This window comes from Halonatronomonas betaini (assembly GCF_015666175.1).
Taxonomy (GTDB): Bacteria; Bacillota; Halanaerobiia; order Halanaerobiales; family Halarsenatibacteraceae; genus Halonatronomonas; species Halonatronomonas betaini.
In genome coordinates this window covers 79,114-94,297 of record NZ_JADPIE010000001.1, presented here as the reverse complement: position 1 = coordinate 94,297, position 15,184 = coordinate 79,114, and the positions used below count along the sequence as shown (strand labels likewise).

Here is a 15,184-nt window from a genome sequence, read left to right as displayed (position 1 = left end):
ACTGGTTTAGAATAAGTTGATTACGTAAAAGTTGAGTAAGAGTAAGACCAGGGTGAATAGAACCCAGGTGACGTATCTGACTGTGTCGCCGGTATGGATTTTCGAGACATTGTCGTCAAATTCGATAAAGTAGTTACAGGCATTGCAATAAAAATCTGGTTCGATTGGCTTTTCTGGATGGGGTGAAATGGCTCTTTTTACGACTGGAAATAATGCCAGGGCAATTAAATTAGGCTGAAGGGCACTCCAGATTTCATAGCCTGAGAAATAGTTAATGCCAGTTGAGATATTATAGAGGGATTCCATCTGATCCGGCAGTATAGCGGTAGCCATCATAATAATGGTTAAGAAGACCATTGAGAATCTCATTGAAAATAATGGCTGTTTCTTTATTTCAGGGTTGTCCCCTTCTCTTATGAAGCCGAAATAGATAACCTTAATAAATGTTAAGGCTGTGCCAATTCCTGCTATAATCATGCCGTAATATAATATCTGATTGTCGGTGCTATGTTTGATCATTGTTTTACTGAGATAGCCATTAAAAAATGGAAATCCGGCAATAGATAATGAGGCAATCAGACCGGTAATAAAGGTTAAGGGCAACTTTTTCCAGAGGCCGCCTAGATGTTCAAGGTTATCATGGCCGATGGAATAAATAATCGTTCCAGCCATTATAAAATGGAGCCCTTTATATAGAATATGATTAACGATATGAAAGCCACCACCAACTATGCCTAATTCATTGCCGATGCCGATTCCAACAATCATATAACCTATCTGGCTGACAATTGAATATGACAGGATCTTTCTTATATCAGAATGGGTTATGGCCAGGGCAACTCCTAAAATGGCATTAAAGACCCCGAAATAGGCAAGCAGGATGTTATCTATCTCTATTAATCTGTAGAGGCCATAAACACCTATTTTTGAGGTGTAGGCAGATAGAATAACGCTGACATGGAAGGGAATATTGGCATAGGTCCTGGGCAGCCAGGTATGGACGCCAACAAAGGCCAGTTTGATTCCGATTGATAACAGGAAGAAAATCATGCCTCTTTCCGGGACTGCAAGGATCACAGAGCCTGATTCTGTTACATGGAGGATTATTCCCCAGAGAAGCATCAGGCCACCAAAGACATGCATCAAAATATAATACTGGGCTGTATGCTGTCTGACACCGTCATAAATATCATATATTAGAAAGAATGCAGAAAGAGTTATGAGTTCCCAGGCAATAAAGAAGCTGATAAAATCGCCGACAAATAAAATTATAAAGGAAAAGCCGAGATAGAAATTAACCAGGGGAAATTCTTTTCTAGTCGAAAAATTATATGAGAAAATAAAGGCACTGGTGCCGAAGGCGACAAAGACAAGGGCAATATTTCTGGAGATTGCATCTACCTCAAGCAATATTATCTCAAAATCAAGAAAGACAAATGTTAATAGTCGCTCACCTTCAGGTAATCCCAGGAGAATAAATAGAGCAGTCGCCAGACCAGTAAGAGAAATTATCAGGCGCTGCTTATTATTTTTTAAAAAGATAGATATAAACCCGGTAATTATCAGGATAATACCAGGGTTAATTAATGTTAAAGGCAATATATCTGTAAGTGTTGAAGGCATATTAAAACCTCCTGGAATCGACTAATTTGAGTAGATTGCCAACTTAAAAACTTTAAGATCAGTCTAATTTGCTGGCCAGTTCTGTCAGGCCGCCTGCCAGGATCTGAGCCCGTTCGACTAATGTTGAGAGCTCAATATATTCCTGATCGCTATGATTACCGCCACCAACTGCTCCTAAGGCATCAAGGGTTGGTACTCCTAAACCGCTGACAAAGTTGCCGTCTGAGGCTCCACCGGTTAACTTTTCTTCCAGTTCAAGTCCCAGGCTTTTACCGGCTTCTGCAAAGATGTTAAAGAACTGCTCTGACTGCTGGCTCGGCTCCATTGGAGGCCGGTTGAGTCCGCCTTTCAGGATAGTTTTGGCACCTGGCAGATATTCTTTAGCTGCTATTGCTTTAAGCTGCTTTTCTATTTCTTCGGCCTGTTCAGCTTTCACGATTCTTAAGTCTATTTCTGCCCGGGCATTATCAGCTACGATATTAGGGCGTTCTCCGCCTGCAATTACGCCAACATTAAGGGTTATACCCTGTTCATAATCGGTCAGTTTATGGACATCCTGGATCTTATAGGTTAGTTCCTCGATTGCACTGACCCCATCCTGATGGTTGGAACCGGCATGGGCTGCCTGGCCACTAACTATAAGTTCATAGATACCGACACCTTTTCTGGCGATAACCAGCTCGCCACCCTGGCGGCCTGGTTCTAATACAAAACAGGCTGTAACCTCTCTGGCAGCATCTTCTATAAGTTCTCTGGAGGTTGGAGAACCGATCTCTTCATCTCCATTTAAGAGAACAACCAGGTCAGGGAGTTCAGTACCTGAGGTTATCAGGGTTTCTAATACATTCTTTAGGATAACGACTCCAGATTTCATATCGCAGACACCTGGGCCATAGGCTCTGTCGGCTTCTCTATCGAGTTTAAATGGCCGTTTTTCTGCTGTTCCTTCAGGGAAGACTGTATCGACATGGCCTAAAAATAGCCAGCTGCCATCAAGCTCTCCAGTTCTTCTGGCAATCAGGTTATTGCCATTTTCATCATTTTCTTTGATTTCTGTTTCAAAGCCGAGACCGGTATAGATATCATCGTATTTTGAGATGATTTTGTCGATCCCTGCTTTAGTATATGAACCACTATCGATATTGACTAGCTGCTCCAGTTCTTTGATCATTTCATCTTCTCTGGCTGCTATCTGCTGAAATATATTCTTCATTACTTAATTATACCTCCTAAGGTCGTTTTAATTCTATAAAAGATTTTACATTTTAAGATTATTCTCAATCTTTTATACTCTGGTTTCAGATTTGCTGGTTCGGACCTGACCCTGCTCCTTTTTGGTGCCTCTGGTAATTGCCAGCGTATAAACAATCAGGGCGGTCCAGATAAAGCCGAAACTGATCAGGTGGGTTATTGAGAAGTCTTCTCTAAAGAAGAATACTCCTAGGAAAAAGCTGATTGTTGGGGCAATATACTGTAAGAACCCGATCGTTGAAAACTCAACTAGCTGGGTTCCTCTGGCAAACCAGAGCAATGGTGTGGCAGTAACTATACCTGAAAGTAATAAGATGACGAGAACTGAGAAAGGAATTACTGTCAGGCTGCCTGTGCCGCCAAGTTCAATCCGGCCAATATAGAATAATGCTATTGGGGTAATCATTAAGGTTTCCAGGGCCAGGGCTGTAATAGTATCGATATTGACTATCTTTTTGACCAGGCCATAGAGTGCAAAACTAACTGCCAGGATTAAGGCCACCCAGGGAACACTTCCGTATTGAACTGTCTGGATCAGGACACCGATGGTGGCCAGGATAAGTGCTGTTATCTTGCCTTTATTAAACTTCTCCTTAAGAACAACCATGCTCAAAAGTGAGACAACCAGGGGGTTGATATAATAACCCATACTTGTCTGGAGGACAAAATTAGAATTTACTGCCCAGATATATGTATACCAGTTGATACTGATCAGGACTGCTCCGGCAAAGACAAGCAGAGATTTCTGCCTGCTGGCCAGGATTTCCTTCAGGGTATTGAATTTGCCCTTAACTATAAGGAGGGCTGTTACAAAAATAAAGGACCAGACTATCCGATGGGCCAGGATTTCAAGGGCAGGTATCTGATTTAATAAATCCCAGTATACCGGCAAAAAGCCCCAGGCTGTAAAGGCCATGACGCCATAGATTATACCTAATTTTTTATTATATTTATTCTGTGAATCTGACTGATTTTCCAACTTCATCACCTGTTTCATTTGATTTGTTAAATTTATTATAATTTTAATCTCAAAATAAGAAAAAGCCCAGGGTTTTATTAATCCCTGGAGATATTTCATTCATTCATATTTTCTAACATTTTATTGATTTCTTCTAAAATTAAAACCAATTCATCATTAACCGTATCCCAGACAAGCTCTATATCTATTCCATGATATCTATGAATTAATACATCTCTCATGCCAGCCATCTGCCGCCAGGGAATACCAGTATACTTTTTCTTAACAACTTCATCAATGTTTTTCACTGCTTCTCCAATAACCTGCAATCTATTTACAACTGCATCCTGTTTTTCTTGATTGCTCAAAAACTCTTCTTTATTAATGCCTGAAATATATTTATTAATCAACTCAATAGAAGTCTTAATATCTAAAAGGTAATCTCTATTCTTCCATCAATCATATTATTTTAACCTCATCTTTTTTTATCTTGTCTTTAATACCTTCTCTTGGAGAGTTATCAAGTCCATGGTATGTTGTAATGTCTACCTTTAGGCCAGTTGCATCTTCAATATCCTGTTTCAAGCCCACTAACTCAAAAAGACTTCGGCGATTTAATTCAACTACAATATCTATATCGCTATTTTCATTAGCTTCTCCTCTGGCATAGGAACCATAAATGCTTGCTCTAGTTATATTATGCTCTTTTAAAATTTTAATTATTTTGTTTTTAACATAATCTCTTAATTCCATGGCTATCCCTCCTGAGAAAAGTTTATGATAAATGATTTACTTTTCTTATTTATATTTTAGCATATTAAAAGGATGTTTTCATCTTTTTAAAAATAGGGTTAGAGATATGAACTTAACTCAAAAGGCTGTCAGTTAGTTGCTTAAATTGGTTGGCGGTATTATCATTTAAGCAGTAGCAGACTTTAGGGCCATCTGTCTGACCGATAATCCAGCCGGCTTCTTTTAAGATTTTAAGATGCTGGGATACTGTGGATTGAGAGATCGGGAGTTTATCAACTAAATTACCGACCATACACCTGTCATCTGCTGGCTGGGCAGCAAGGATTTTCAGAATCTCAATCCTGTGAGAGTTACCTAAAGCATTAGCAAGCTTTGCATACTCCTCTGGAGAAACTTCTGGCTTCGGTTTGTTGGGCTTACTGGTCTCACCAGGCTTGCGAGCTGTTATATAGCTTGAGAAAATATAATCTGAAAGATTATATTCATCAGACCAGCTATCAACGATCTCATCACTATTTGCTTTTGTTTTGATTTCAATGTCGGAATAATTAAGCTCAGTTAGTATTCTTTTTAGCTCGGCTTTAGTTATCGCACCGGCTATACATTCTATATAATTTTTAATATCGGCCATTAATTTCTCAGGCATTTCTTTAGCCTTGAGAACATCTGCGATTGCAATTCTGCCACCTGGTTTTAAAACCCTCAGGGCCTCTCTATAAACGGCCTCTTTATCAGGCGTTAGGTTAATGACACAGTTAGAGATTATAACATCGACTGTATTATCCTCCAGGGGTAGATCTTCGATATCTGCCAGATAGAAATCAATATTGGTTAAATTATTTTTGGCAGCGTTGGCCTTAGCTTTCTCAATCATCTCCGGTGTCATATCGACTCCGATTAGATAACCAGATTCGCCAACTTCTCTGGAAGCAAGCAATAGATCAAAGCCTGCTCCACAGCCGAGATCAAGGACAGTCTCACCTGGTTTGAGCGAGGCAATTGCTTTAGGATTGCCACAGCCTAAACCGAAGCTGGCATCAGCTGTATCCTGATTTAAATCTTCCTCAGAATAGCCTATCTTAGTTTCTATATTGGTTTCAACTGCAGAACCATCACAGCAGCCTCCACCACCACCTGAACAACAATCTGCTGACTGATCATTATTATCCTCTTTGTTCCTGTCTTCTCTGGCAATGCCACCATATCTTTCTTTTAAAGCTTCTTTGATTTTTTCTTTATCATGCATTGTGATCACCTCTTATATTGATTATAGCAGGTTTAATCGTATATTGTCAATATAAGATATGATTACAGTTGATCTAGCCGAAAATATTTTTTAAGTAAAAAGTTTAAAGTAATTTTACTTAATATATTATCAATATTATGATATAATTAAGATATAAAATTGATAAGAGGTGATATAAATGCCAACCATTAGACCTGTTTCTGATTTAAGAAATAGCTTCACAGAGATTTCAGATGTATGCCATAAAGAAGGTGAACCTGTATTTTTAACCAAAAATGGTAGAGGTGATATGGTCGTAATGAGCATTGCACAATATGAAAAACAACAGGCTTTGCTTGAGCTTTATAAAAAATTAGGAGAGGCTGAAATAGAAAGCCAGAATAATGCCGAAACCATTTCCCATGATGAACTTATGCAGCAGATGAAAGAAAAATTAAATGAGTAATAAAAAATATAATATAAGATATTTACCGTTAGCTCAAAAAGATTTAAATGAGATAGTTTCTTATCTTCAAACAGATTCACCTGATTATGCAGAAAAGTTAATAGACCAATTTGATAATGAAATATCTCAACTAATACTTTTCCCTTATAAAGGTAAAGTCCCTGAAGATGAAAGTTTAAAGAAAAAGAATTACCGTATGTTAATAATAGATAATTATATTATATTTTATGTTGTTTTTGAAACCAATAATCTTATCGAAATCAGAAGAATTATACATGGCAAAAGAAAATATAAATTTTTACTTTGAATTAACTAAACCCTTTGCAAATATTTTGATTGTGGAGGGTTTTAAAGTGGTTTTTTTAGTAATCTAATATGGTTTCGCTGATTGCCAGGGCAAACCACATATCTTTAATTGGAATTAGATCATTTTTGTTATTGCCACCGATACCTTCAAATATCTTTTTAACATTGATCTTGTAATCATCGGTGAGTTTATGTGATTGGCGAAAATATGATTCAGTAAATTGGTCCAGTCTAATATCATAGCCGGCCTTCTTTAGTTTTTTATTGATTGACGGAATTTCAGGATTGTCATCTTTAATAATATAGCCTGTATTGATTAAGCCTTTTTTGCTCACTCTAACTCCTTCTTTAATTCCTTCAGGGATTAAACTGCCCATATTCTGGATACCAAAAAATGAGACTGATAAATCAAGGCTATCTTTTAAAATAGGCAACTCTGTTGCATCACAGGCAATAAAATTTATTCTTGCTTTAGGATTGAGTTCTTTGCATTTAAGCCTATCATATTTCAAAACTCTAGCGCTGAGATCAACTGCTACCAGGCTAATCTTACTGCCAAATTCCTGAACTAATTCTGTCAATAACATACCTCTGCCTGTTGCAATATCAAGTATTTTAGTTGAGTCTTTCTTTTTAACAATATTAATGATTTCTCTGATGCCTTCTTTTTGAGCTGTTAATTCTACCTGAGGGGTTGAATCTTTTATTTTAGTATCTAATTCTTGATAACTTATGTCTTTATATAGTTCATTCCAATTATTAACTTCTTTCTGCTCCTGTGCTTGAAAGATAATAATGCCATCTTCTACCTGCCATTGATGATAGTTTGTACAGGTTAATAATCCTTCAATCACTTCACCGTTGCTCTCTTTTTCTGCTTCAATTTGTAACTTTTCCTGACATCTCGGGCAGGTTAAAATCTCTAAGATATTTTTATACATAAATATAATTCCCCTTTTTAACTATTCTTGATAGTGAGAGGTATCTCCATGTAAAATTATATCTATCTGGTCATCAGTTACTTCAATTACATTTAAGCAGGTCTGATGAATAAAAGGAGGATCCCAGAGTTCTGAGGGGGCTCTTTGTTCAAAGTATGCCATTATAGTTTTTATTATAACTGTATGGGTAACAATTAAAATATTATTGGTGTGATTTGAAATGATTTTGTCTATTACTGGTATAACTCTATTTCTAACATCATCAAATTTTTCGCCAGTTTCTCCATTAAATAGGTGGGGCTTCTCCCAGAACTTCTTATACTGGTCGAAGTCTTTAGATTTAATTTCAGATGATGTTTTGCCTTCCCAATCACCAAAATTCATTTCTTTTAGGTTTTGATCAATTATTATTTCTGTTTCTCTATTATCGGTAATTATCTCGGCTGTATTTAATGCTCTCCCGAGAGGGCTTGAATAAATGGCTTCGAAGTTGATATCTTCTAATCTGTCTCCCAGCCATTCTGCCTGTTTTTTACCCTTTGAAGTAAGTTTAGATTCTTTCCAGCCCTGCATTTTATTATTTAGGTTCCATTCTGTTTCACCATGTCTGGTTATATACAGTTTTGTCATTTTAGCCTCCTATTACTCGTAAAACCACATTATGTAGCTACAGTTATCACAAATATAGTTTTTGGCCTGTTTATTGGCAAAATCAAAACCAAGAAAGGTTGCCCCAGGTGTATTCATTAGAGTTTCTCTGGTCCAGAATTCTTCATGAGAACAGATCGGGCAGATCAACTTATTCCCCTTAATTTCATGTTCCTGCGCTTCTTTGTTAGCCATTATTACCACTCCTTTTCGATGATATTAATACTAATTGTTTTTTAATAATAAGTTAATTTTTAGGTTTTGACTGTTGTAATTGTTTTACCTGTTCAACCAGGTGATTGTTAGCTGGAGGGCTGTTGCAAATGAGACCCATAAGAGATATGGAATATTGATATAGGCGACCCATGAAATATAGGGTCTGATAGCAACTATTGCCCAGATTAATGTTATAAGGATTAATATAATATCGACTGATGCTAAAAGATTGTTTCTCAGCTTAAATTGCAGTGGTGTAAAGGCAAAATTAAAGATTAGATTGAGGGCAAAGGGCAGGGCGACCTGCCAGGTTAAAACGCCCCGGGCAAACTGGATAAAGACATTGCCGAAAGAGATCGCTATGAAGATATACAATACTGACCAGACAGGCCCAAAAACCCAGGAAGGTGGCGACCAGCCTGGTTTATTTAAATTTGAGTACCAGTTGCTATTGTCCATAATTAATGCTCCTTATCAATCATTATTCTGCTGCCATCCTAATTTAATCGATACCATTCTCATCTTCATATAACTCCAAAAACAGTTCTACCAGTTCCGGGTCAAATTGGCTGCCTGCATATTCTTTTATTTCGGCAATAGCTTCCTGGTGAGTTTTAAGCTGACCTTTATTATAGGGTCGACTATTAGTCATGGCGTCATAGGCATCGACAATTGCTGTTATCCGGGATAAAAGAGGGATTTTTTCTCCTTTAAGTCTATCAGGATAACCGGTGCCATCCCACCATTCATGATGGTGGAGAATTTCATTTGCAACATGGGAAAATTCATCTGTTGCTGAGGCAATATGGTATCCGCGTTCTGGATGTTTTTTCATGATCTCTAATTCTTCTTTATTTAACTCACCGGTTTTAACCAGGATCTCCTCTGAAATACTGGCCTTTCCTATATCATGCATTGTAACCAGAAGAAATAATCTGTCCAGTTCAGTGGATGGAAGATCCATTTTTTCACCCATCTTTCGAGACATCTTTTGTAGACGCCAGGCATGTTCTTCGGTTTCATGGCATTTAGACCTCAGGGTATTAAGTAATGCCTTTAAGACATTACCCTTGACACTCCGGCTTTCCACCAACTTATTTTTATACATAACTTCATCGGCTTCATCAATAGAAGAGTAAATATCATCATCAAGATCTTCTTTTATTGAATGACCTAAGGCAATAGAGATAGGTATTTCAAGATCATTAGCCTTAGAACAATTTTTTCGTATCCTATCACAGATTTCTCGTGCTTCCTTCTCTCCAGTCTGGGGCAGAAGGATTAGAAATTCATCGCCGCCCCAGCGGGTAATAATATCTTCTTCCCGGCAGGTATTTTGAAAAATCTCTGCCACTTTTTTAAGGAGTTCATCACCTTTTTCATGGCCAAAGGTATCGTTAATCAGTTTCAGGCCGTTCACATCAGCAATTATTAGACCTATTGGCAGCTGTCTTTCTACATTTAAGCGTTTGCTTTCTTCCTCAAAAAATGTGCGATTATAAAGACCTGTTAATTGATCATGGAATGTTTGATGGATAAGCTCTTTTTCTGTCTTGACCCTTTTAATTGCACTGGCAACAATGCTTGCAGCTAGCTGCATGGTCATAATATCGTTATCAGTCCATTCTTTTTTAGCCTGAACAGAATCAATTCCTAAAAATCCTATGACATAGCTTTCAACGATCATTGGTGCCCAGAGAATTGAGCGAAAAGATTGGCTTTTGAATTTTTTTCTGTCACTTACAGCTTTTTCAGGCAGGTCATTGATGTCTGTAATTGAAACAGGTTTATGATCGAGAATCTGTCCATAGACCCAGGTTGAAATTTCAACAGGTTTATTCATGTTATTATCAGGCCGATCTCTTAAGTTGCTGGCATACCAGGTATATTTACACTCCATAATTTGATTCTCGCCTGTTGTCTCATATATATAACTTCTATCTGCCTCCAAATTTTTGCCGATTTTCGCCAGACCATTATCAATCGTTCTATCCATCTGGTTAATAGGGTTATTCAGAAAATCAGAAGCTATTTCTACAGCCAGTCTCTGTCTTTTTTCCCGCTGTTTTAAATCTCTTTCAGCCTGTTTTCGGTCAGTAATATCAACCAGCACAATCCGGCAGATATGATCACCTTCATCATTACGAGAAATAGTGGCATACAACCAGGCCCAGAACTGGTTGTCATCAGAACCGACCATCCTGAGTTCACTCTCCTGGGGCTGTTCGGTTTCAAAAAGTTGTTTCCGGAAAAAATAATATTTATCCTGATCTTCAGGGAGTATAAACCTGGAAATAGGCTTATTAATAAGCTCATCACGGGTTTTGCCCAATAATTTAGCAGCAGCCAGATTGGCCCTAAGGATAAGATTTTGTCGGGAAAGAGTACAATATCCTACTGGAGCCAGGTCATATAAATCATAATACCGGGCCCGGGCAGTCTCCAGCTCTGACTGAGTCTGGCGCAGTTCCTCATTCTGAAGCTCTAGCTCTATTTGATGTACATGCAGTTCATGGAGGAGCTGAAATATTTCCCCTGATGACATAGACTCCAGCTCTTTTGATTTGCCAGCACCATTTTTTTGTAGAATCCATTCAGCCTTTTCACGGAGTTCAGCACCATCATTCCAGCGGTTGTCATCACTTCTCATTTGGTTCCACCTCTCCTGGCTCCTTTTTTGCTTTCTCGTCTCTATCTCCATCGGCCTGTTCAGAAAGCAAGCTGGAGACTTCAGCAAGCTCATCCTCTAATTTCTTTCTTTCGCTGATATCTCTAAAGGTGATTACTGCTCCCTTAATTACATTCTCTGCCGTTCTATAAGGTTGGATGCGCATCATATACCATTTTCCGTTATTGGTCTGTACCTCTACCTCTTTAGGAACTAATGTGTCTAAAACCTCCTGGGCATCCTCTGATAGACTGTCGTATTTTTTCAAATTAGAAGCGATATGGCCTACAGGTCTGCCAATATCACTATCAATTAAATTAATAAATTCTGTAACAGTAGAAGTAAACCTGATGATCTCTAAATCCAGGTCAACAAAGAGAGTGCCAATCCCGGTACCTGATAACATATTATTCATGTCATTATTGGTCTGGGTCAGCTCATCCACTTTATCTTCCAGCTCAGCATTAACAGTTTTTAATTCTTCGTTTAATGATTGCAATTCCTCCTTGGAAGTCTCCAGTTCTTCATTGGTAGATTGCATTTCCTCATTCACAGATTGCAGCTCTTCATTAGAAGATTTTAGTTCTTCATTTGCTGTCTGCAGTTCCTCAACGGTATTCTGGAGAGACTCTTCTTTAGCCCGTAATTTTCGGCGGAGATCAGCAATAACCTTTCTGCTTTCTGGGCCATATTTCTCTTCCTCTTCACTAGCTGACTGCTCGGTAATCAGGATAGGAGATTCATTCTTAGATGAAGAAATCCTTTCCAGGACAACCAGATATAAAGCTTCATCATATTTAGAACTGGGAACATTTTTTATTGGACATACAGTTAGATTGGCCTGGGTTATATTATTATGACTATTGATATGCAGATTGGGGCAGAAGACTTTTTTCTGATCTTTTACTGCTTTATGGAGAGCTGTAGTCAACTCAGACTGTAAGCCGTCCCGGGCCATTTTGAGAATATTATTGACACCACTCAAGCCTGGGAAAAGTTCAAGATACAAACCGGTATGACCGTGAATATAAAGCAATTGACCATAACTATTAACAAGGACTGCAACCGGGCTGAAATCTTCCAGGAGCTTCTGTTCAGTTAACTCTCTTAATGTTCTTCCCACACTCTCCTCTTTAGCTGGTGTAACAAGGGGTGGTTGGCCTGCATCTGTTGCTGTCATCGGAGGCAGGAAATCATATTCTCCCTCCTGTTGACTGCTCTGGATATTTTCTTTTAGTTGATAGAGTTTTAATTTATTGTCTAGAGTAGAAAAATGAACATGGGAATCACCTAATGTTTCAGAAGACCCTAAAAAGAGATAACCCCCTGGGTTCAGGGCATAGCTAAAGAGCGAAATTATTTTTTTCTGTAAATCCTTTTGCATATAAATTAAAAGATTACGGCAGCTGATAAGGTCCAGTCGGGAGAAAGGTGGATCTTCAATTAGATTTTGTTCAGAAAAAATCACCATTTCCCGAATTCTTTTCTGGATGCGATAGGTCTTACCACCTTCTGTAGTCTTAAAAAAGTTAGATAACCGTTCCTGTGAGACATCTTCAGAAATACTTGCTGGAAAGAGACCACGGCGAGCTACAACAATAGCCTTGCTATCAATATCGGTTGCAAAGATCTGCACCTTTAAATTCTGATTATGCCTGTCCTGACACTCAGCAATCAAAATAGCAATAGAATAGGCCTCCTCGCCAGTAGAACAGGCCGGTACCCAGAGCCGGAGTATACCAGACTCACGTTTATCAGCTAAAAGACTTGGAATAACTTTATCCTCAAGAGCTTTAAAAGCCTCTGAATCCCGAAAGAAGCTGGTCACACCAATAAGTAGATCACGGAAAAGACTTTCTACCTCTTCTGGTGTCTGCTGGAGATATTTAACATACTTATCCATTGTCTCAATCTGTTGAACAGACATCCGATGCTGAATACGTCGCTGAATTGTACTCCGTTTATACTGAGAAAAATCATGGCCGGTCTGGTTACGGAGGGCAATAAAAGTCTTTTTTAATAATTTTTCTTCTCCCTCTTGACTCTGTGTAGACCGCCGGAGATCGCCAAAAGCATGAGTTATATAGGCAATAAGCTTTTCAGGCATTTCTGCCGGTGGCAGTTCATAATCAACTAAGCCAGTGGCAATAGCACTGCCTGGCATTCCTTCATACCTGGCGGTATCTGGTTCCTGAACCATGGCCATCCCGCCCTCGCCTTTAATGGCCCTAAGTCCGAGAGTTCCGTCGCTCCCGGTTCCTGAAAGGATAACACAGACAGCCTGCTCGGACTGCCCGCTGGCCAGAGAACGGAAGAAAACATCGATTGGCATACGATGGCCCCTGGGCTCATCAGGTTCCCTCAAATGAAGGGCACCATCGCGAAAGGTCATTTCATAGTTAGGTGGAATAATATAAATAGAGTTAGCTTCAACTTTCATCCCATCCTTGACCTCTAAAACCCGCATACTGGTGAAATTACGGATAATCTCAGTAAGAGAACTTTCGTGGTCAGGGGCCAGATGCTGTACCAAAACAAAGGCCATGCCTATTTCAGAGTCATCAGGCATACCAGAAAAAAACTCTTTGAAAGCTTCAAGTCCCCCGGCTGAAGCTCCGATGCCAACTATAGGAAAGCTGGCAGTATTAGTTCTGTCAGCATTTTTCTTAGTTTTATCTTTCTGCTTTTTCTTTTCATTTTTTTCTTGCTTCTCTGTCATAATATCCCCACTTTTCTGAAAAATTAAAAGCTTAGATAAGTTAATATAACAACAATCTAAGCCGTCAAAATCTTTATATACATACCATAATTATACCATACAAAATGAGCTAAGTGAACAAAGACCACCAGAAGACATATCCAGTTAGATATTAGCTAAAACCTCTCTAATCTGGTTTAACCTCTCAGTACTTACTCCAAACTGTTTCTTAAGCTCAGGATCGCTTACATTATTTACTACTATCCTATCTGGTGCTATCTTTTCTATAAGACCCTTCAATCTCTGAATAGAAACCTCATCATCATTGTACCCTTTAAGCATTGCAATATCCAGGATAAAGACCCCATCATATTGCTGATTAAATTTAACCATATTAAATATATATTCTTCAAGGTTATAGCCAGTCATAGGGCGCTGCAGTTTCTGGAAATCAGCTTCAGTTACAGCTGCAATTTCACCGATAACCTCATCGCATTTGCTGGCTATTTTCAGATATTTATCCACACCTAGTAGATAGCCATTAGATAAGAGGCGGACTGAAATTCCTTTAGCCTTAATCATATCAATAATAGGACCAGCAGCTTGATTTAAGATAGATTCACCTGTGGAACTCAAATAAACTAGATCCAGCTTATTTTCTTCCAGCAGCTCTCCAAACTCTTCTATAGCAGAATCCAAACCCTCAAAAGACTGCTGCTGATCAACTTTATTATCAGTCCTGCTAAAGGGACAGAATACACAGTCAAAATTACAGTACTTACCTGGCAGGATGCCAACTTCAAGCACCTTCCTGCCACCTTCTGTATAGACATCTTTATAATCAATTGTCTTCATTAAAATATTGCTCCTGAATCTAACTAATTTACTTGAATAATCAATTTCCTGCCAGTCAGCTTTTGTTAATTCCCAATAAGGATCTTCATTTATCAAATCAGCAGGTCTTTCCTTTTCCTGGAGACCTGCCCTGGTATATAAATCCCTGGCAGCTGTATTCTGCTCTGCAGGTTCAGCCCAGACAGCCTCAACATCCTCTATTATATTAAAAATATACTCAATAAATAATTGTAGAGCCTCAGTAGCCAGACCTCTGCCCTGGGCCTCAGGCAAAAACTTAATATCTAGCCCGGCCCGTTTATCTTCTGGGTCCTTCCTGTATAATAGCTCGCCACAAAAATTATTATCTTTGTCTAAAACGACATAATGATTGGCCAGGTCAGTCTTTTTTAAATTTTTAAACCAGATTCCCATCTGGGCATAAGTCTGGCCAAGCCCATCAGGATAGCCAACTGATTCCATAACATCACCGTTATTCCATAAACCCTGGATATTTTCCAGATCTTTATCCTCAGTCGGCCTGATTATTACCTTTTCCCCGATAATTTTCATGACAGCCTCCTCTCTGTATTCCCA

The 15,184-nt window shown here is 38.7% G+C and carries 15 protein-coding genes; 2 read left to right on the top strand and 13 right to left on the bottom strand.

Features of this window, described 5'->3' with window-relative positions; genetic code table 11:
* Nucleotides 1-6 precede the first annotated feature (6 nt).
* The 6 genes from I0Q91_RS00495 to arsM form a co-directional block, all read right to left on the bottom strand.
* On the bottom strand, nt 7-1,623 hold the full coding sequence (locus tag I0Q91_RS00495) for a proton-conducting transporter transmembrane domain-containing protein (RefSeq protein WP_270452174.1): 1,617 nt from the start codon (nt 1,621-1,623) through the stop codon (nt 7-9).
* Nucleotides 1,624-1,681: 58 nt separating this feature from the next.
* Nucleotides 1,682-2,836, bottom strand: a complete 1,155-nt coding sequence (locus tag I0Q91_RS00490) for a M20 family metallopeptidase (protein ID WP_270452173.1) — start codon at nt 2,834-2,836, stop codon at nt 1,682-1,684.
* Between the two features lie 72 nt (nt 2,837-2,908).
* Nucleotides 2,909-3,853 (bottom strand): EamA family transporter RarD, encoded by a 945-nt coding sequence (gene rarD, locus I0Q91_RS00485; RefSeq protein WP_270452172.1) that lies wholly within the window; start codon nt 3,851-3,853, stop codon nt 2,909-2,911.
* A 95-nt stretch (nt 3,854-3,948) separates the two neighbouring features.
* Nucleotides 3,949-4,248, bottom strand: a complete 300-nt coding sequence (locus I0Q91_RS00480; RefSeq protein WP_270452815.1) for a HepT-like ribonuclease domain-containing protein — start codon at nt 4,246-4,248, stop codon at nt 3,949-3,951.
* Nucleotides 4,249-4,291: 43 nt separating this feature from the next.
* Nucleotides 4,292-4,585: a nucleotidyltransferase family protein gene (locus I0Q91_RS00475; RefSeq protein WP_270452171.1), complete on the bottom strand. Its 294-nt coding sequence runs from the start codon at nt 4,583-4,585 to the stop codon at nt 4,292-4,294.
* A gap of 112 nt (nt 4,586-4,697) precedes the next feature.
* Complete coding sequence (gene arsM / locus I0Q91_RS00470) at nt 4,698-5,831, bottom strand: arsenite methyltransferase (protein ID WP_270452169.1); 1,134 nt, start codon at nt 5,829-5,831, stop codon at nt 4,698-4,700.
* A 178-nt stretch (nt 5,832-6,009) separates the two neighbouring features.
* On the opposite strand from arsM, the gene I0Q91_RS00465 reads away from it, so the two are divergent.
* Both I0Q91_RS00465 and I0Q91_RS00460 read left to right on the top strand, forming a co-directional pair.
* The gene (locus tag I0Q91_RS00465; protein ID WP_270452167.1) at nt 6,010-6,276 is read left to right on the top strand and encodes a type II toxin-antitoxin system Phd/YefM family antitoxin; all 267 of its coding nucleotides are present in this window, start codon (nt 6,010-6,012) and stop codon (nt 6,274-6,276) included.
* Nucleotides 6,269-6,583: a type II toxin-antitoxin system RelE/ParE family toxin gene (locus I0Q91_RS00460; protein WP_270452166.1), complete on the top strand. Its 315-nt coding sequence runs from the start codon at nt 6,269-6,271 to the stop codon at nt 6,581-6,583. The genes I0Q91_RS00465 and I0Q91_RS00460 overlap by 8 nt, the downstream gene beginning before the upstream one ends.
* A 55-nt stretch (nt 6,584-6,638) precedes the next feature.
* Here the strand turns inward: I0Q91_RS00460 and I0Q91_RS00455 are convergent, their stop codons facing one another.
* The 7 genes from I0Q91_RS00455 to I0Q91_RS00425 all read right to left on the bottom strand — a co-directional run bounded on the left by I0Q91_RS00455 (nt 6,639) and on the right by I0Q91_RS00425 (nt 15,160).
* Nucleotides 6,639-7,523 (bottom strand): class I SAM-dependent methyltransferase, encoded by an 885-nt coding sequence (locus I0Q91_RS00455; protein WP_270452164.1) that lies wholly within the window; start codon nt 7,521-7,523, stop codon nt 6,639-6,641.
* A gap of 21 nt (nt 7,524-7,544) precedes the next feature.
* On the bottom strand, nt 7,545-8,153 hold the full coding sequence (locus I0Q91_RS00450) for a histidine phosphatase family protein (protein ID WP_270452163.1): 609 nt from the start codon (nt 8,151-8,153) through the stop codon (nt 7,545-7,547).
* A gap of 12 nt (nt 8,154-8,165) precedes the next feature.
* Nucleotides 8,166-8,366, bottom strand: a complete 201-nt coding sequence (locus tag I0Q91_RS00445) for a hypothetical protein (RefSeq protein ID WP_270452162.1) — start codon at nt 8,364-8,366, stop codon at nt 8,166-8,168.
* 84 nt (nt 8,367-8,450) lie between these two features.
* On the bottom strand, nt 8,451-8,846 hold the full coding sequence (locus tag I0Q91_RS00440) for a TspO/MBR family protein (protein ID WP_270452161.1): 396 nt from the start codon (nt 8,844-8,846) through the stop codon (nt 8,451-8,453).
* 43 nt (nt 8,847-8,889) lie between these two features.
* Nucleotides 8,890-11,037 carry an HD domain-containing phosphohydrolase gene (locus tag I0Q91_RS00435; protein WP_270452160.1) on the bottom strand — a complete coding sequence of 716 codons (2,148 nt, stop codon included), beginning with the start codon at nt 11,035-11,037 and terminating at the stop codon, nt 8,890-8,892.
* Nucleotides 11,027-13,774 carry a chemotaxis protein CheB gene (locus I0Q91_RS00430; protein ID WP_270452158.1) on the bottom strand — a complete coding sequence of 916 codons (2,748 nt, stop codon included), beginning with the start codon at nt 13,772-13,774 and terminating at the stop codon, nt 11,027-11,029. Before I0Q91_RS00430 ends, I0Q91_RS00435 begins: the two co-directional genes overlap by 11 nt.
* Before the next feature lie 144 nt (nt 13,775-13,918).
* A complete protein-coding gene (locus I0Q91_RS00425; protein WP_270452156.1) occupies nt 13,919-15,160 on the bottom strand; it encodes a GNAT family N-acetyltransferase in 1,242 nt (413 codons plus the stop codon).
* Nucleotides 15,161-15,184 lie beyond the last annotated feature (24 nt).